We start from the raw sequence: 17,621 nt of genomic DNA, 5'->3' as shown, positions 1-17,621 counted from the left end.
CTGCATCTCTTGGACGCGCATAGTCTTTAAAGGGAGGATAATATGCGAAATCTGCTACTGAACACGACGGCATGCGCCGCGATCATGTTGGCCACGGGCTCCGCCCATGCCGACATGGCTGCCGCGGAAAAATTCCTGGCGGAGGAAATCGGCGGACTTTCGGTTCTTTCGGAAGCCGATCAGAAGGCCGAGATGGAGTTCTTCATCAATGCCGCCAAGCCGTTCGCGGGCATGGAGATCAAGGTGGTGTCGGAAACCATCGCCACGCATGAATATGAATCCAAGGTGCTTGCCCCGGCATTCACCGCGATCACCGGCATCAAGGTCACCCATGACCTGATCGGCGAAGGCGATGTGGTTGAAAAGCTGCAGACCCAGATGCAGTCGGGCGAGAACATCTATGACGGCTACGTCAATGACTCCGACCTGATCGGCACCCACTGGCGCTACCAGCAGGTCCGCAACCTGACCGACTGGATGGCCGGCGAAGGCGCCGACGTCACCAGCCCGACGCTCGATGTCGCCGATTTTATCGGAACGTCCTTCACCACCGGTCCCGACGGCAAGCTCTACCAGCTGCCGACCCAGCAGTTCGCGAACCTTTACTGGTTCCGCTATGACTGGTTCAACGACGAGAAGAACAAGGCCGACTTCAAGGCCAAGTACGGCTACGACCTGGGCGTTCCGGTGAACTGGTCGGCTTACGAAGACATCGCCGAGTTCTTCACCGGCCGCGATCTGTCGCACCTGGGCGTCACCGGTGCGGTCTATGGCAACATGGACTACGGCAAGAAGGACCCCTCGCTCGGCTGGCGCTACACCGATGCGTGGATGTCGATGGCCGGCATGGGCGACGTTGGCGAGCCCAACGGCCTTCCGGTCGACGAATGGGGCATTCGGGTGAACGAAAACTCGCAGCCCGTGGGTTCCTGCGTAACCCGCGGCGGCGCCACCAACGCGCCGGCAGCCGTCTATGCCGTCGAGAAGGCAATCGACTGGCTGAAGAAGTACTCCCCGCCGGAAGCCGCAGGCATGACCTTCGGTGAAGCCGGCCCGATCCCCGCCCAGGGCAATGTCGCCCAGCAGATGTTCTGGTACACCGCCTTTACCGCGGCGACCGTCGAGCCGGGTCTTCCGGTCATGAACGAGGATGGCACGCCGAAGTGGCGCATGGCGCCTTCTCCGCACGGCGTTTACTGGAAGGAAGGCCAGAAGGTTGGCTATCAGGACGCCGGTTCCTGGACGCTGATGAAGTCGACCCCCGTCGACCGGGCCAAGGCCGCATGGCTCTACGCCCAGTTCGTCACCTCCAAGACGGTTGACCTGAAGAAGTCCGATGTCGGTCTCACCTTCATCCGTGAATCGACGATCAACTCGGATCACTTCACCGAGCGCGCCGACAAGCTCGGCGGCCTGATCGAGTTCTACCGTTCGCCGGCGCGCGTTCAGTGGTCCCCTACCGGCACCAACGTTCCTGACTATCCGAAGCTGGCTCAGCTGTGGTGGCAGAACATCGGTGACGCCATGTCCGGCGCCAAGACCGCTCAGGAAGCCCTCGACAGCCTCTGCGAAGCGCAGGAAAAGGTCATGGAGCGTCTTGAGCGTGCAGGCGTCCAGGGCGACATCGGCCCGAAGATGAACGAGCCACGGGAAGCTTCCTACTGGCTGGAACAGCCGGGTGCGCCCTATCCGAAGCTCGAAAACGAGGACGAAGAGCCCAAGACCGTCTCCTATGACGAGCTGATCAAGAGCTGGCAATAAGCTCTCGGGAACCTGCCTGCATCTGGCTGAACATAAAGGGGGCCGGAACACACCGTTCTGGCCCCTGTTTTTCGGGGCTGGCCGACAATTGCCCGCTATCGATCGCAAGTTCTACAGTGCCGCAGACATGACATGACCGGTTTCGTGATTTGACCAGTTCCACACAGTCCAGAACAAGATCCAATGCGGCCTGGTGGCTGGTGATGCCGGCACTGTGCGTGCTCGCCTTTGTCGGCGTGCTGCCGCTGGTGACGATCTTCAACTATTCGTTCTTCGATATCTTCACGCTCGAAAGCCGCTTCTGGGTTGGCACGGAATGGTATCGCGACATCCTCTCCTCAGAACGGTTTCTGCACAGCCTGGGGCGCAGCCTGCTGTTCTCGATGATCGTACTGTCGATCCAGATTCCGCTTGGCATCTACATCGCCCTGCTGCTGCCGCGGCAGGGCCAGTTCAGGACGGCCATGCTGATGATCCTGGCGCTTCCCCTGATGGTGCCCTGGAACACCGTGCCCTCGATGTGGGTCAGCTTCATCGGCAGTGACGCAGGCTTCGGCGGCCGCGCGCTGGCGCTGCTCGGCCTTGAGCTCGGCTACAAGTTCAACGCCATTCACACATGGATTCTGCTCGTCGTGATGGACACCTGGCACTGGATCGGACTGGTGGTCATCCTGTGCTATTCCAGCCTTTCCACCATTTCCCCGGCCTATTATCAGGCCGCGGCGATCGACGGGGCGTCGCGCCTGCAGGTCTTCCGCTTTCTGGAACTGCCGAAGATGAGCGGCGTGCTGATGATGGCGCTGCTGCTCCGGTTCATGGACAGCTTCATGATCTACACCGAGGCATTTCGCGTCAACGCCGGCGGTCCGGATCACAAGACCACGTTCCTGTCGCTCGATCTGGGCGAGGAAATCGCCGCCTTCAACTACGGGCCTGCGGCGGCACGCTCGATCATCTATTTCGTAATCATCCTGTCGATTGCCTGGGCATTCAAGACCGTCATGAACGCCAGGCAGAACGAGACACAGCAGGGTGATCGCTGATGGTGCGCGCCACGTCACGAGCCAGCCGATTTAGAGCCTGGATGGCAGCCTTGTTCCTGGCGGCCATCGCCGGCTTCATCCTGCTGCCGTTCCTGCAGATGCTCATCCTGAGCTTCACCTCCACGCTGCCGCGAGACGGCATCGTCCAGGGGCAGTTCAGCACCATCAACTTCCAGAACATCGTCGCGTCGCCGTTGCTGTCGGGCTCGATCGTCAACTCGGTGATCTATGTCACCTTGAATGTGGTCATAACGATCCTCGTCGCGGTTCCCGCGGCCTATGCCATAGCGCGCTACCGGTTTGTCGGAGACAGGCATCTCTTCCTGCTGCTGATTGCGTTCAGGATCACCCCGCCGGTCGTGCTGACGCTTCCGGTCTTCATCCTGTTTGCCAAGGTCGGCCTGGTGAATTCGCCCGTCGGGATCGCGCTGGTGCATTGTGTCTTCAACATCCCCATCGCCATCTGGATCCTGGAAAGCTTCATTTCCGCGGTTCCACGGGAACTCGATGAAACCGCGTTCCTCGATGGCTATTCCCTGCCGCGCTTCTTCCTCAGGCAACTGCTGCCGCTGATTGCGCCCGGCGTCGGTGTCGCCGCCTTCTTCTGCTTCATGTTCTCGTGGGTCGAGGTTGTCTTCGCGCGCATCCTGACAGTCACTGCCGGCAAGCCGATCACGATGGCCATCAGTTCGCTCTACGGGTTTAGAACCGATATCGGCCTGGTCATGGCAATGACGCTTGTGTCACTGATCCCCGGACTTGCCGTCATCTATTTCGTCAGGAACCATATCGCCAGGGGCTTCATCGTCAGGACCTGAATCCCATTTGGGAGTGCCGGTTCGCAGGAGCCGATCCGGTCTCCGGGCACTCCCGGGTAAGTGTCACACCGGAACACACAGCTTAATTGTAGATGCGCTCTTCCATCGGGGTGCGGGCGATCAGATCGGTCAGGCCGGTCAGCATGGCAGCTTCCGCGCGGTTGTGCTTGGCATGCGGGTTCCAGACCACATGCACATCGATGGCCGGGGGGGCCTCATAGGGCGGCAGCCGCCAGAGCCGCCCGCGCTCCACGTCCTCGCGCACCACGTGCAGCGGCAACGGGCCGATGCCGAGACCGGCCATGATCATCCGCCGCACCTCCTCGAGATTCGGCGACGTACCGACAATGCGGGCATCGAGCTGCGCCTCGGCCCGCATCTGCGCCACCGGCCTGAGCGCGTCATCCATCTGGTCGGTGACGAAGCTGACCGATGAATGGCCGGCGAGATCGGCAATGGTCACGCCTTCGCGGCCGTAGAGCGGATGGGTAGGCCCGCAGAACAGGCCGAAATACTCGCGGAACAGGCGCCGGTACTCCAGTTGCGGGCTTCGGTCCATGACCAGGCAAATGGCCAGCGAGGCGCGCCGCGCGGCAACCGCCGTCAAGGCGCTGCGGCTTGCCATCGCCTCGATCGACAGGGTGGCACGCGGGTGATCCTTGTGGAACTTGTTCAGCGTCTGGTCGAACAGGGGGCTGATGACGTGGCTCGCCATGACGATGCGGACATGGCCGCTGACCTCGTCTTCGACATCCCTGATCGCCGTGCCAAGCCGAAGGATGGCGCCGTGGATATCGATTGCCTCGTCATAAAGAAGCCGGCCGGCGGCGGTGAGCTCGAACCGCCCGGGCTTGCGGTTGATAAGCCGTTTGCCGAGCCGGTCCTCGAGCCGCTTGAGCGCGCTTGAGACGGTCGGCTGCTTCAAACTCAGGCGTTCCGCTGCTTCCGTGACCGAGCGGGAATCGGCAAGCACGAGGAATGTGCGCAGCAGATTCCAGTCAAGATCACGGGCCAATCGTTCGGGTGGAGTGAGGCTGGTCATTTCATTATTGATATCATCAATGCTCGGAATATCAATTATCTATTTGATCAATGTAAATTAAGCCAACATCATGATCCCAACAAAAAGACGCCGGGGAGCGTTGGGAACATGAGCATCGAGCAACGCGAGGCGCGACAGCCTTGGATATTGCTGACGCCGGCACTGACGGCGATTGGCCTGCTGCTGATCGTGCCGCTGGTGTTCATCGTCGTCTATTCGTTCTGGCTCAAGAGCGCGGCCGGCGCCGACACGCCTGGCTTCTTTCTCGACAACTGGCAGGAAACGCTGACCGATCCCTTCTATCGCGACATCCTGCTCAACACCCTCAAGATTGCCGCCATAACCACCGTCGCCTGTGCGCTTCTTGGTTATCCGGCGGCCTATTTTATCGCCCGGTCCAGGGGCAACAAGATGGTGCTTCTCGTGCTTCTGATGCTGCCGTTCTGGATCAGCTACATCATTCGCACGATGAGCTGGATCAACATTCTCGGCGTCTCCGGGGCGCTCAATTCGGCGCTGATCTGGCTCGGTCTCATCAACGAGCCGATCCAGATGCTCTACAACGAGACCACCGTGATCCTCGGCCTCACCCATTTCCTGCTGCCCTTCATGGTTCTCAATGTTTTCGTGAGCCTCGACGGCATCGACACCAATCTCGAAGACGCGGCATCCTCGCTGGGAGCGACGCGCTGGCAGGGCTTCCTGCAGGTCACGCTGCCGCTGTCGCTGCCGGGCCTCGCCGCCGGCGGGCTGCTCTGCTTCGTCCTCGCCGCGGGCACCTACATCACCCCGGTCATCCTCGGCGGGCCGCGCGACGCGATGTTTGCCAACCTTGTCTACGAGGCCATCATCCGCCAGCTCAACTGGCCGCTCGGCTCAGCCCTTTCGCTGCTGCTGCTCGCAGTCCTCGGCGTCCTGGTGCTGATCTACAACCGCTATCTCGGCATGGCGCAACTGGCGAAGGGGCTTGGCTGATGGGTTGGCGTCTGATCCGCACCTACACGATCCTGGTCTACCTGTTCATGTTCCTGCCGATCGCGGTGGTGGTGCTGTTGTCGTTCAACGCCAACCAGTTCGGCAGTTTCCCGATGACCGGCCTGTCGACCCGCTGGTTCGAGGTGTTGTGGAACAACGGCGCGATCATGCGCGCCTTCCGGACCTCGATCGTTCTCGGCCTGATGACGGCGGTGATTTCGACCGTACTCGGAGTATTGGCCAGTCTGGCTCTGGTGCGATACAAGATTCCGGGCCGCAACCTGATCACCACGCTGCTGATCGCGCCGATCCTGGTGCCGGAAGTGGTGTTGGCGGTGGCGCTGCTCCTGTTTCTCAATTTCCTCGATATCGGCAAGAGCTTCACGCTGCTGCTCGCCGGCCATGTCATTTTCACGCTGCCCTTCGTCATCCTGGTGGTGCAGGCCCGGCTGGTCAGCATCAAGCGCGATGTCGAGGAGGCGGCGCTCAGCCTCGGCGCCTCGCCGATGCAGACCTTTTTCGCGATCACGCTGCCGCTGCTGATGCCGGCGGTCGCGGCGGGCGGCCTGTTCGCCTTCACCATCAGCTTCGACGACATCACCGGGACGCTGTTCTGGAAGCCGGGCGGGATCGAGACCGTGCCGACGCAGATCTTCTCGATGCTGCGCAATTCGATCTCTCCCGAGATCAACGCTCTTGGCACGGTCATGATCGTGCTGACGGTCGGGCTGCCGCTGATTGGCGCGGCGATCGCCCGAAGCCTTGCAACAAGAAGCGGTGGGTAAACCGCCAAGTGAACCTGAACCAGATGGAGAACAAGATGGACGACACAAGACGCTATGAACGACTGCGCGAGCGGTTCCAGAACGGCGATATCAGCCGCCGCAATTTCTTTGGCCTGCTTGGCGCCGCCGGCGCTGCCTATGGCCTGCAGATGCCGTTTGCCCGGCAGGCCTTTGCCGCGGCCGATGTCAGCCAGGTCCGCTTTGACGGTTGGGGCGGCGTCGTGTCGGAAGCCTTCCGCAAATATGCCTTCGATCCCTACACCGAAAAGACTGGCATCAAGGTCATCGACGGCACCTTCCCGGGCGGCGACGAGTATCTCGCGCTGGTGCGCGCAAGCCAGCCCGGCGAATACAACATCGCCCATTTGTCAGGCGTGTTCGATTATGCCCGCTACGCCAGCTTCGACCTGACCAGCGAACTCAACGTCGCCAACATTCCGAACATGGCCAATGTCATGCCGGCGCTGATGAACGCCTTCAAGACGATTACGCCCGACAGCCTCAGTGCCGCGCCCTACGATTACGGCACCACGGGTCTTGCCTATAACCGCAAGTTCATCTCCGACGAGGAGATGAAGGAAAAGGGCGCAAAGATCCTCATCGACGAGAAATACAAGGGCAAGATCGGCGGCTGGAGCGACTGGCGCACCCGCATGTGGTACGCGGCGTTGCAGACCGGACAGGATCCCAACAACATCACGGACACCGAAGCCGCGTGGGACGCCGTGCGCAAGCACCGCGACCTGGCGCTGAAATACTGGGCGTCCGGCGCGGAGCTGATGAGCCTCCTGGCCGAGGAGGAAATCCACGTCACCGAGGGCTGGTCTGGCCGCATCTACGCGCTGCAGGAACAGGGCCACGACATCGGCTACTACGATCCGCCGAACGGGTTCGGCTGGCAGGAATGCCTGTTCGTGTTGAGAGGCAGCCCGATGGCGGCCTGCGAGGAACTGCTCAACTTCATGCTCGACAAGGATACCTCGATTGCCGTGGCCGAAGGCCAGAGCTATCCGCCGGCGCTCGATCCGACCAAGGTCGATCTTGGCACCAAGATTCCGAAACTTCCCGCCTTCGATCCGACCGGCACGCTTGCCGGCCTGACCTTTGCCAATCCGGCCTACTGGAACGGCAACGAGGCGGACTGGTCGAAGGAATTCGGCCGCGTCCAGCGCGGCTACTAAGCCAACCCCCGGTCCCGCCGTCGTGGCGGGGCCGGCTCCCTGCAAACCCGGAGGCATGATGCTGTGAGCGCCGTATCCCTGAGCAATATCGTCAAGCGCTTTGGCGACTACACCGCCGTGCACCAGATGTCGCTGGAGATAGAAGAGGGCAGTTTCGTCACCCTGCTCGGACCGTCGGGCTGCGGCAAGACCACGACCTTGCGCATGATCGCCGGCCTGCTGGATCCGACGGAAGGCGAAATCGCCATCAAGGGCAAACGGGTCAACGATGTGCCGATCCACAAGCGCAATCTCGGCCTGGTTTTCCAGAACTATGCGCTGTTTCCGCACAAGACGGTTGCCGACAACGTCGCCTTCGGCCTGAATTATCGCAATGTCCCAAAGGATGAAGCCAGGCGCAAGGTCGCCGCGGCACTCGAACTGGTGCAATTGCCCGATCTCGGGGCGCGCTATCCGAAGGAACTTTCCGGCGGCCAGCAGCAGCGCATCGCGCTGGCGCGCGCCATCGTCATCGAACCGGACGTGCTGCTGCTCGACGAGCCGCTGTCGGCGCTCGACGCCAATCTGCGCGAGGACATGCGGGTCGAACTCAAGCGCATCCAGCAAAGCATCGGCGTGACCACGGTGTTTGTCACACACGACCAGACCGAGGCGCTGGCAATGTCGGACCAGATCATCGTCATGTCCGAAGGCCGCGTCGAACAGGTTGGCGCGCCGGAAGAGGTCTACAACACGCCCGCGACCGAATTTGTCGCGAAGTTCCTTGGCGCCTCGAACCTGCTCTCTGCCCGGTGCTCGGACATGGCGGGCGGTGACATCGCGCTCGAACTGCCGGACTTTCCGAAAATCGCAATCCCGAAGGATCGGGCGCCGCGAGTATCCGGGCCCGGCCCGGTGCGGCTGGTGATCCGTGCCGAGAAACTGCATCTGAAACCTGAAGGTACGCCGGCGGAGGGCATGCTGACGGTCGATGCGGTTGTCGAGAACGTCGACTATCAGGGCCAGTCCGCCCGCTATTTCGTCCGTGTCGGCGATCATCAGATGCAGGCCATCAACATGATCGAGGACCGCCCCTTTGCCACGGGAGCGAAGGTGGCCTTGCAGTTCCGCGCCAGGGACTGCGCCGCGCTTCCGGTGGAGAGCCTTTCGTGAAACCCGATAGCCATCTGTTCTACCAGACCCGCGCCCGCCGCCCGGTTCTGGCCGAAGCCCACGGCGTCTACATGTGGGATGTCGACGGCAAGCGCTATCTCGACGGCTCGTCCGGCGCCATGGTTTCCAATATCGGCCACTCCAATCCCAGGGTTCTGGAGGCCATGCGCCGGCAGATGGAAAAGTCGACCTTCGGCTACCGGCTGCATTTCGAAACCGAGGCAAGCGAACAACTCGCCACCAGGGTGGCATCGCTCTCGCCTGAAGGCATGGAGAAGGTCTTTTTTGTCTCCGGCGGATCGGAGGCGGTGGAAAGCGCCATCAAGCTGGCGCGGCAATATGCCGTGACTGTCGGCCAGGGATCGCGCTGGAAGGTGATCTCGCGCGACCCGAGCTACCATGGCTCCACCCTTGGCGCCCTGGCGCTGACCGGATACGCGCCATTGTCCGATCCGTTCCTGCCGATGATGCAGGCGATGCCGAAGATCCCGGCGCCGCGCGCCTATCTCGATGGCCTGGCGATGGAGGATCCCGCGACCGGCGCCCATTACGCGGCCATGCTCGAAGCCAGGATCCTCGAAGAAGGACCCGACACGGTGCTGGCCTACATCCAGGAGCCGATCGGTGGCGCGTCAACCGGAGCGCTGGTGCCACCGGCCGGATACATGCAGGCGGTGCGCGAGATCTGTGACCGCTACGGCGTGCTGCTGATCCATGACGAAGTGATGTCGGGCGGCGGGCGCACCGGCAAGTTCATGGGCGCGGAGCATTTCGGCGTCGAGCCCGATATCATTGCCATCTCCAAGGGGTTTGGCGCAGGCTACGCACCACTGGGCGCGATGATTGCGCAGGACCGGCTGATCGATCCGGTGCTGGATGCCGGCGGGTTCCTGCACGGTCACACCTATGCCGGCAACCCGCAGGCCTGTGCCGCGGGCCTGGCGGTGCTGGAGGAAATCGAAACCGGCGGTCTGATGCAGAATGCCGCCCGCATGGGCGCCCTGCTCAAGACCCGGCTTGAAAATCTGATGCAGCGGTTTTCCTTTATTGGCGATGTGCGCGGCGAAGGTCTGCTGCTGGCCTTCGAGCTGGTGTCCGACCGGGAGACGATGCAGCCGCTGCCAAAGGCGCTCAATGCCTATCTCGAACTGGTGGAACTCGCCTATGCCGAAGGCCTGATCATCTATTCGCGGCGCACCCGCGGCGGCATCGAAGGTGACCATTTCCTGGTCTGTCCGCCGATGATCATCACCGAAGGGCAGGTCGACGAACTCATCGACATGCTGACCACGGCACTCGACAGGTTCGCCGCCAATGCCGGGCTTGCGGTCGAGACGGTCTGACCGGGGATCTGCATGTCGAAGATCATCATCTCCTGCGCCGTCACCGGCTCCATCCACACGCCGTCGATGTCGCCCTATCTGCCGGTAACTCCCGAGGCGATCGCCGAACAGGCCATCGGCGCGGCGGCGGCCGGGGCGGCCATCCTGCACCTGCATGCCCGCGATCCGCGGGACGGGCGACCCTCGGCCGCCGTCGCCGACTACATGACGTTCCTTCCCGCCATCAGGGCGGCGACCGATGCGGTGATCAATCTCACCACCGGCGGCAGCGCGGTGATGACGATGGAGCAGCGCCTCGCCGGGCCGATGGCCGCCGAGCCGGAAATGTGTTCGCTCAACATGGGCACGATGAATTTCGCGCTCTACCCGATGCTCGGCAAGCGCACCGAGTGGCTGCATGACTGGGAAGAGCCCTTCCTGCGCGAGTCCGATGACCTGGTTTTCAAGAACACGCCCCGCGACATCGAAACCGTGCTGCGGCTGATGGGACGCGAGCGCGGCGCGCGGTTCGAGTTCGAATGCTATGACCTCGGCCATCTGCATATGCTGCATCATTTTGTCGAGCGCGGTCTCGTCCAAGCGCCGATCTTCATCCAGTTCGTCATGGGGGTTCTCGGTGGTGTCGCCGCCGAACCCGAGCACCTGGCCTATCTCAAGCAAACCGCCGACAGCCTGTTTGGTGCCGACTACATGTTCTCCGTGCTTGCCGCCGGCCGCCGGCAAATGGCCTTGGCCGAGCTCGGCGCCGCAATGGGCGGCCATGTTCGGGTAGGTCTCGAAGACAATCTCTACATCGCCCGCGGTCAACTGGCGAAATCCAATGCCGAGCAGGTGGAGATGGTGCGCGAAATCGTCGAATCGGCCGGCCGCGAGGTGGCAACGCCCGACGAGGCGCGTGCGATGCTGGAGCTGAAAGGCAGGGACAGGGTGAGATTTTGAACATGGATGACACCAACATCAGGCGCGCCGTGCCGGCAGATGTGGCTGGCTTGAATCGAGCGCTGGCCGATCTGTCGGCCGGCATGAAGGCCTGTGAGTCATTGGGAGACGAGGCATGAAGGCGATATTCGACGAGCGTCAATGGGCGCATGATCCGAAGCATTTCATGGCGAATGGCAGGCTTTCCGCCAATCCGGAGCAGCCGCAGCGGATAGCGGAACTGACTCGCGGCGCCCGGGCTGCCGGGTGCGACTTCGCCACGCCGGCCGATCACGGCGCCGGCCCGATCGCCGAGATCCATTCGCCCGAATATCTGAGCTTTCTCGAAACCATCCACGATCGCTGGCTGCGCACCGAAGGCGCCTCCGAAGAGGTGGTCCCGAACATCCATCCGGACCGGCGCACCGCCAGCTATCCGAGTTCCGCGGCCGGCCAGGCCGGCTTCCACCAGGCGGACACGTCCTGCCCGATCGCCGCCGGAACCTGGCAATCCGCCTATTGGTCGGCACAGACGGCGTTGAGCGCTGCCGACCTTGTGCTTGGCGGTGAACGCACGGCCTATGCGCTCTGCCGTCCGCCCGGCCACCATGCGTTTGGCGATCTGGCCGGCGGATTCTGCTTTCTCAACAATTCCGCAATTGCCGCGCAGGCGCTGCTGCGCGCCGGTCACCGTCCGGCAATTCTCGATATCGACGTGCATCACGGCAACGGCACGCAAGGAATCTTCTATCATCGCCGCGACGTGCTGACGGTGTCGATCCATGCCGATCCGGCCCGTTTCTACCCGTTCTACTGGGGCCATGCGGCCGAGCGCGGCGAGGGCGAGGGAATGGGATACAATCTCAACCTGCCGCTGCCTCGCGGCACCGAAGATGCGGACTATCTTGACGCACTGGAAGCAGCACTCGCCCGGATCCGGTCGTTCGGCGCCGATGTTCTGGTGCTGGCGCTGGGGCTCGATGCGCACGAGAACGATCCGTTCCATGGCTTCAAGGTAACAACGCCAGGGTTTGCCAGCATCGCATCCGCGATCGCGGGGCTGGACCTGCCGTCAGTCATCGTGCAGGAAGGCGGCTATCTGTCCTCCGACCTGGGCGACAATCTGACCAGCTTTCTCAACGGGTATCAGTCAGGATGAGCACATTCTCAGACATTCTGGTGATCGGTGGCGGTATTGCCGGCATCAGTGCCGCGGCCCGGCTGGCGCCTGAGGCGAAGGTGACCGTGCTCGAGGCCGAGCCGATGATCGGCCATCACTCCTCCGGGCGTTCGGCGGCGATCTTCATCCGCAATTACGGCAATGCCACCCTGCGGGCGCTCAATGCCGCCTCGGCGCCGTTTCTGGCGCAACCCGAAGGCGTATCGGACTCGAGCCTGCTGTCGCCGCGCGGCGAATTGCTGCTGGCGACGGATGATGATCTGCCGAAGTTCGACGCCTATCTCGATGGCAGCGACGGGCTGGAACGGCTTTCCCCCGCCCAGGCGCTGGAGCTGGTGCCGATCCTGCGATCCGACGCCATCGCCGCCGCGGCGATCGAATGGGACGCGCAGGACATCGATGTCGATCGCATGCTGCAGGGCTTTGCCCGCCTGTTGCGATGGTGTGGCGGCAGCATCGTCAACGCTGCACCGGCGCAGTCGATCACCCGCCGCGATGGCCTGTGGACGGTTGTGACGCCGGCTGGAGAGTTTTCAGCCCCTGTGCTGGTCAACGCCGCTGGCGGCTGGGCCGATGCTGTCGCGCATATGGCTGGTCTGAGAATGCTGGGACTGACCCCTTTGCGCCGCTCGGCGGCGCTGATCCCGGCGCCCGATGGCCATGACATCAATCGCTGGCCGCTGTTCGCCAATGCCGGCGACCAGTGGTACGCCAAGCCCGAAGCCGGCAAGCTGATGATCTCGCCGGCCGACGAGGACCCGGTCGAACCGCATGACGTCTGGGCCGACGACATGGTGATTGCCGAGGGGCTGCACCGCTACGAACAGGCCGTGACCACGCCGGTCACGAGGGTCGAGCACTCCTGGGCCGGGATGCGCACCTTTGCGCCGGACAGGACGCCGGTGGTCGGTTTCGCGCCGGACGCCGAAGGCTTCTTCTGGCTCGCTGGGCAGGGCGGCTATGGCATGCAGACGGCGCCGGCGCTGTCGCAGCTGGCCGCGGATTTGTGCCTGGGGCGGCCATCGTCGCTGGACCCGGCCGTACTGGAAGCACTCGGCCCAGGACGGGCTGCACTCAATCTTCAACAGGGATAAAACACATGAGCGACATCAAACGTTTCGAAACAGGCCCGCGCATGAGCCAGGCCGTTGTCCACGGCGGACTGGTCTATCTGGCTGGCCAGGTCGGCACTGCCGGCGCCAGCGTCACGCAGCAGACCCAGGATGTTCTCGCCAATATCGACCGGCTGCTGGCTTCGGTTGGCTCCGACAAGAGCAAGATCCTGCAGGCGACGATCTGGATGGCGTCGATGGACGATTTCGCCGAGATGAACGCCGTCTGGGACGGCTGGGTTTCGCCCGGCAACGCCCCGGCGCGCGCCACCGGCGAATCCCGGCTGGCGACGCCCGACTACAAGGTCGAGATCATCTGCATCGCGGCTCTCTAGCTCCGGACCGTCAGGCTCCACACCCAATCCAGCAGCATGCATCGCACACGGCAGCGCCCGCAGGGGCGCTGCTTGCATTCGGACCCTGGTCGAATGGCGCAGGTACCCCGGTGCGGTCCGTGCTGGTCGAGCAGATGGATCAACCTGTCGAGATCAAGGTGTTCTCGACCTGCACGAGGTGCTGGCGCAGGTAGTCCCTGAATGCGGTTGTCAGGATGGATGCAGGCCGCTGTGCCGGGAGCAGAAGCGCGATGCTGCTTGCGATCACGGGCGTAAATCTGCGAAACACGACCCCCGGGGCCGGGCTGGTGGCTGCCGTAATCCGGTCAACGATCGCGCCGCACAGGCCCGCACCGACAAGCGGAAGAGCGGGCAGAGAGGTTCTGAGCACAAAACGCCGGTTCAGCGTCGCGCCACACTGGGCAAACGCCCGTTGCGTTGCCAGCGTGTCGGGGTGATCGCTGAAAAGCATCGCCATCGGATAGTTTTCCAGATCGGCCGGAGTGAGAACATCCTTGCTTGCAAGAGGGTCTTGTTCCGGGAGCGCAATCACACACTCAAGCCTGAAGGGTTCGATCCTGATGGAGCTGCGCTGACGCGGGGTTTCGGCCAGCCCGATGTCGAATTCCTGCGAGGCGATCATGTCCTCGATGACCTGCGAGCTGCGCATGACGAGGTCTGCTTTCACGTCGGGCCTGCCCTTGAGGAATTCGGCCAGCACCTTGGGCAGGAAGAAGCCGGAAGATGCGGGGTGGCAGGCTATCCGGAGGCTGCCCCGGTCGAGCGTTCCAAACTCCGACATCGTCCGGACGGTCCGGTCCAGCCGGTCGAGAACCTCCTCGGCTTCCTCCAGGAAGTAGTGCGCTTCCGGCGATGGCGTAAGCCGCCCGTGCTCGCGGACAAAAAGGTTGAACCCAAGCTCCTTCTCGATATTGGCAATCATCGTGCTGACCGCAGGCTGCGTGCGCAAAAGCGTGCGGCTTGCCTCCGAGATTGAGCCGCTGCGCATCACTTCGCGGAAGGTCTGAAGTTGCCGAATGGTCAGGTTGGGCAGCACGATATAAATCCAATTTATAGCCTGAACAATATTTTGGATTTGGCTTTATGGCTAGTCCTGGATGATCGTCTCCCTGCGGTTTTCAATTGGGGGGACACGATGGATCGTTTCGCAGCCGTCTTGCTGACCGGGCTGATCTGTCTGGTGGCGCTTGGACAGTTTGTCCAGGTCATTACACGCTACGTTTTCCAGATCCCGGTGATGGGCCTTGAGGAAACGATGCTCTATCCGACGATCTGGCTCTACATCTTCGGGGCGATCAATGCGTCGCGCGAGAACACCCATATCCGCGCCAACGTGCTCGAGATCTTCCTCAAGTCCGAACGGGCCCACACCATCCTCGCCATTGTCGGAGAAATCATCAGCCTGGCCGTCGGCCTTTGGATTCTCGGCTGGGCCTGGGACTACACCAGGTACGCATGGCGCGTCTGGCGCGAAAGCCCGACGCTCTACATCCCGACCTTCTACTCCGATGTCGCGCTGCTCGTGGGCGTCACTTTGATGATGGTCTACACGGCCTGGCATCTCATCCGGCACATCCTCACCTTGAAGAACGGAACTGTCGCATGATCGAGATCGCGCTCATTGCCATCGCTGTTCTGGTGGTCACGCTGACCCTCGGCGTGCCGCTGCCCTACTGCTTCGGGGCTGCCTTGATGGTCATGTATTTCATCGGCGATGTGACGATGAAGGGCATGATGCTGTGGGGCGTACAGCAGCACGGCAACCCGATCCTGCTGGCAATCCCGCTGTTCGTGCTGGCTGGCACGATCATGTCCGAAAGCGGCATCGCGGCGTCACTCCTGCGATTTGTCAACGCATTCGTCGGCCACGTCCGCGGCGGTCTGGGTGTGGTGGCGGCAGTCAGTTGTGCCGTCATCGGCGCCATTTCCGGGTCGGGTCTCACCGGCATTGCCGCCATTGGTCCGATCCTGATCCCAGAGATGGAAAAGCGTGGCTATCCGCGGGAATACGCGACCGCGCTGATCGCCAACTCGTCGATCCTGGGACTGCTGATCCCGCCTTCGGTGACGATGATCGTCTATGGCTGGGTGACCGATACCTCGATCCTTGCCTGCTTTCTTGCAACGCTTGGGCCGGGTCTTCTGATCATGCTCAGCTTCTCGATCATGAACCTGTGGATCAGCCGCAAGTTCAACCTGATCCTCGATGACAAGCCAACCTTCGGTGAGCTGTCCACCGAAGTCGCCAGGCGCGGCATTCACGCATTTCCGGCGCTGTTGATGCCCGTCATCATTCTCGGCGGGATCTATGGTGGCATCATGACACCGACCGAGGCCGCCGCGGTTTCCGTGATCTATTCGGTGCCGGTTGGCTTCCTGGTCTACAAGGGCCTGCGTCTCTCCAATTTCCTCGCCGCAGGCAAGGAGGCCGCCACCGCCGTCGGCGCGATCATGTTCATGATCCTCTTTTCCATGATCCTGAGCCAGATGTTCGTCTACGAAAGCATCCCGCAGCAGATCGTGTCGAGCATTTTCCTGATCACCGAAAACAAGGTCCTGCTGCTGATCTTCATCAACATCCTGCTGTTCCTGGTCGGCATGGTCGTCAACGACGTGACGGCGATAATCCTGATCGCGCCGCTGTTGCTGCCACTGATGACCGCCATCGGGGTCAGTCCGGTCCAGTTCGCCGCGATCATGGGTGTCAACACGGCGATGGGCGGCGTCACGCCCCCCTATGCCTCGATCCTCTACCTCGGCGCCCGGATCGGCAAGGTCAAGGTCACCAAGGTCATCCCGCCGGCGATGTTCCTGATCGTCACTGGCTATGTGCCCGTCGTGTTCCTCACCTCGTTCTGGCCCGACCTGTCCCTCTATCTGCCGCGCCTGTTCGGATATTGAGGCCGACCTTCTTCAGCCCATCAACCCACCAAAAGGAGAAATTCATGAAAACCGCAATCCTTGCCACCGCCCTTGCGACCCTGATGGCCGCTTCGCCCGCCCTGGCCGAAACCCTCAAGATGAGCCATGTGCGCCCGCAGGACGCCACCGTCGATGTCGAGCTGCGCGCCTTTGCGGCCTCGGTTTCTGAGGCCACCGGCGGCGATGTTGAAATCCAGCTGTTCCCGGCCTCGGCGCTTGGCGACTACACCACCGTGCAGGAGCGGATCAGCGTCGGCGCGCTCGATATGGCGACACAGCCTGCGGCGGCTGCCGCCGACCGCCGCATGCAGATCTCCTCGTTTCCCTACATGGCCGAAACCTGGGCGCAGGCGCGCAAGATCTACGGTCCCGGTGGCGTGGTGCGCGACGTCATGACCGGCCTTTATGCGGAGCAGGACATCACCATGCTGGCTGCCTATCCGGTCTATTTCGGCGGCATTTCGCTCAACGTGGAAAACCCCAATCCGGCGAGCACCGAGCCGAACGGCATCAAGGTGCGAGTGCCTGGCATCAAGTCGTTCCAGCTGACCGGCGAAGCGCTGGGCTACATCCCGTCGCCGATCCCGTTCTCCGAAGCCTTCACCGCCGTTCAGACAGGCGTCGTGGATGGCGTCATCGGCTCGGGCGCCGAAGGCTACTATGCGTCGTTCCGCGATGTCACCAAGACCTACATTCCCGCCAACACACATTTCGAGGTCTGGTACATGATCATCTCCAATGAGAGCCTCGCGGCCCTTTCCGCGGAAGATCAGGCCGCCTTGAAGGAGCAGGCGGCTGCATTCGAGGCAACCCGCTGGACCGTTGCCGAAGCCGATCAGGCCCGCAACGAGCAGCGTCTGGTTGACGAACTGGGCGCCACCGTGGCCAAGCTCTCGGACGAAGATCTTGCCGCGATGTCTGCAAAGGTCCGCGCCGATGTCTGGCCGTCCGTGCTGGAGGATGTCGGCGCCGAATGGGGTCAGGCGATCCTGGACAAAGTCGCGGCTGCTTCCAAGTGACAGCCAATACCGGG

17 protein-coding genes are annotated in these 17,621 nt (G+C 62.4%); 15 read left to right on the top strand and 2 right to left on the bottom strand.

Annotation, left to right across the window (positions count from 1 at the left end; all coding sequences use genetic code 11):
- The first annotated feature begins 42 nt into the window (after positions 1-42).
- The 3 genes from O4H62_RS10595 (at position 43) to O4H62_RS10585 (ending at position 3,622) form a co-directional block, all read left to right on the top strand.
- Positions 43-1,761 (top strand): ABC transporter substrate-binding protein, encoded by a 1,719-nt coding sequence (locus O4H62_RS10595; protein WP_269387653.1) that lies wholly within the window; start codon positions 43-45, stop codon positions 1,759-1,761.
- A gap of 203 nt (positions 1,762-1,964) precedes the next feature.
- On the top strand, positions 1,965-2,804 hold the full coding sequence (locus tag O4H62_RS10590; RefSeq protein ID WP_269388543.1) for a carbohydrate ABC transporter permease: 840 nt from the start codon (positions 1,965-1,967) through the stop codon (positions 2,802-2,804).
- Positions 2,805-2,845: 41 nt separating this feature from the next.
- On the top strand, positions 2,846-3,622 hold the full coding sequence (locus O4H62_RS10585; protein WP_269387652.1) for a carbohydrate ABC transporter permease: 777 nt from the start codon (positions 2,846-2,848) through the stop codon (positions 3,620-3,622).
- 82 nt (positions 3,623-3,704) lie between these two features.
- On the opposite strand, the gene O4H62_RS10580 is transcribed toward O4H62_RS10585, so the two are convergent.
- Positions 3,705-4,664 (bottom strand): LysR family transcriptional regulator, encoded by a 960-nt coding sequence (locus tag O4H62_RS10580; RefSeq protein WP_269387650.1) that lies wholly within the window; start codon positions 4,662-4,664, stop codon positions 3,705-3,707.
- Positions 4,665-4,772: 108 nt separating this feature from the next.
- Here O4H62_RS10580 and O4H62_RS10575 point away from each other — a divergent pair, with 108 nt between their 5' ends.
- The 9 genes from O4H62_RS10575 to O4H62_RS10535 all read left to right on the top strand — a co-directional run bounded on the left by O4H62_RS10575 (position 4,773) and on the right by O4H62_RS10535 (position 13,645).
- Complete coding sequence (locus O4H62_RS10575) at positions 4,773-5,639, top strand: ABC transporter permease (RefSeq protein ID WP_269387649.1); 867 nt, start codon at positions 4,773-4,775, stop codon at positions 5,637-5,639.
- The gene (locus O4H62_RS10570) at positions 5,639-6,424 is read left to right on the top strand and encodes an ABC transporter permease (RefSeq protein ID WP_269387647.1); all 786 of its coding nucleotides are present in this window, start codon (positions 5,639-5,641) and stop codon (positions 6,422-6,424) included. Before O4H62_RS10575 ends, O4H62_RS10570 begins: the two co-directional genes overlap by 1 nt.
- A gap of 35 nt (positions 6,425-6,459) precedes the next feature.
- Positions 6,460-7,605, top strand: coding sequence for an extracellular solute-binding protein (locus O4H62_RS10565; RefSeq protein ID WP_269387645.1), 1,146 nt, complete (start codon positions 6,460-6,462; stop codon positions 7,603-7,605).
- 63 nt (positions 7,606-7,668) lie between these two features.
- Entirely contained in the window at positions 7,669-8,757 is a 1,089-nt protein-coding gene (locus O4H62_RS10560) for an ABC transporter ATP-binding protein (protein WP_269387643.1), read from the top strand.
- A complete protein-coding gene (locus tag O4H62_RS10555; protein WP_269387641.1) occupies positions 8,754-10,100 on the top strand; it encodes an aspartate aminotransferase family protein in 1,347 nt (448 codons plus the stop codon). Before O4H62_RS10560 ends, O4H62_RS10555 begins: the two co-directional genes overlap by 4 nt.
- Before the next feature lie 12 nt (positions 10,101-10,112).
- Positions 10,113-11,039, top strand: coding sequence for a 3-keto-5-aminohexanoate cleavage protein (locus tag O4H62_RS10550; RefSeq protein ID WP_269387640.1), 927 nt, complete (start codon positions 10,113-10,115; stop codon positions 11,037-11,039).
- A gap of 115 nt (positions 11,040-11,154) precedes the next feature.
- Positions 11,155-12,177, top strand: a complete 1,023-nt coding sequence (locus tag O4H62_RS10545) for a histone deacetylase family protein (RefSeq protein ID WP_269387638.1) — start codon at positions 11,155-11,157, stop codon at positions 12,175-12,177.
- A complete protein-coding gene (locus O4H62_RS10540; RefSeq protein WP_269387636.1) occupies positions 12,174-13,292 on the top strand; it encodes an NAD(P)/FAD-dependent oxidoreductase in 1,119 nt (372 codons plus the stop codon). Before O4H62_RS10545 ends, O4H62_RS10540 begins: the two co-directional genes overlap by 4 nt.
- 5 nt (positions 13,293-13,297) lie before the next feature.
- Positions 13,298-13,645 (top strand): RidA family protein, encoded by a 348-nt coding sequence (locus O4H62_RS10535; RefSeq protein WP_269387633.1) that lies wholly within the window; start codon positions 13,298-13,300, stop codon positions 13,643-13,645.
- A gap of 139 nt (positions 13,646-13,784) precedes the next feature.
- Here the strand turns inward: O4H62_RS10535 and O4H62_RS10530 are convergent, their stop codons facing one another.
- Entirely contained in the window at positions 13,785-14,702 is a 918-nt protein-coding gene (locus tag O4H62_RS10530) for a LysR family transcriptional regulator (RefSeq protein ID WP_269387632.1), read from the bottom strand.
- Between the two features lie 99 nt (positions 14,703-14,801).
- Between O4H62_RS10530 and O4H62_RS10525 the strand changes: the two genes are divergently transcribed.
- The 3 genes from O4H62_RS10525 to dctP are packed head-to-tail and all read left to right on the top strand — an operon-like array spanning position 14,802 to position 17,607.
- Positions 14,802-15,272 (top strand): TRAP transporter small permease, encoded by a 471-nt coding sequence (locus O4H62_RS10525; protein ID WP_269387631.1) that lies wholly within the window; start codon positions 14,802-14,804, stop codon positions 15,270-15,272.
- On the top strand, positions 15,269-16,567 hold the full coding sequence (locus O4H62_RS10520) for a TRAP transporter large permease (RefSeq protein ID WP_269387630.1): 1,299 nt from the start codon (positions 15,269-15,271) through the stop codon (positions 16,565-16,567). Before O4H62_RS10525 ends, O4H62_RS10520 begins: the two co-directional genes overlap by 4 nt.
- Before the next feature lie 44 nt (positions 16,568-16,611).
- A complete protein-coding gene (dctP, locus tag O4H62_RS10515) occupies positions 16,612-17,607 on the top strand; it encodes a TRAP transporter substrate-binding protein DctP (protein WP_269387627.1) in 996 nt (331 codons plus the stop codon).
- The last annotated feature ends 14 nt before the right edge of the window (positions 17,608-17,621 follow it).

It is taken from the genome of Parahoeflea alexandrii, assembly GCF_027214025.1.
GTDB lineage: Bacteria > Pseudomonadota > Alphaproteobacteria > Rhizobiales > Rhizobiaceae > Hoeflea > Hoeflea alexandrii_A.
Note: the sequence above shows the minus strand (reverse complement) of the source record. Positions and strands in the feature narration are given on the sequence as shown.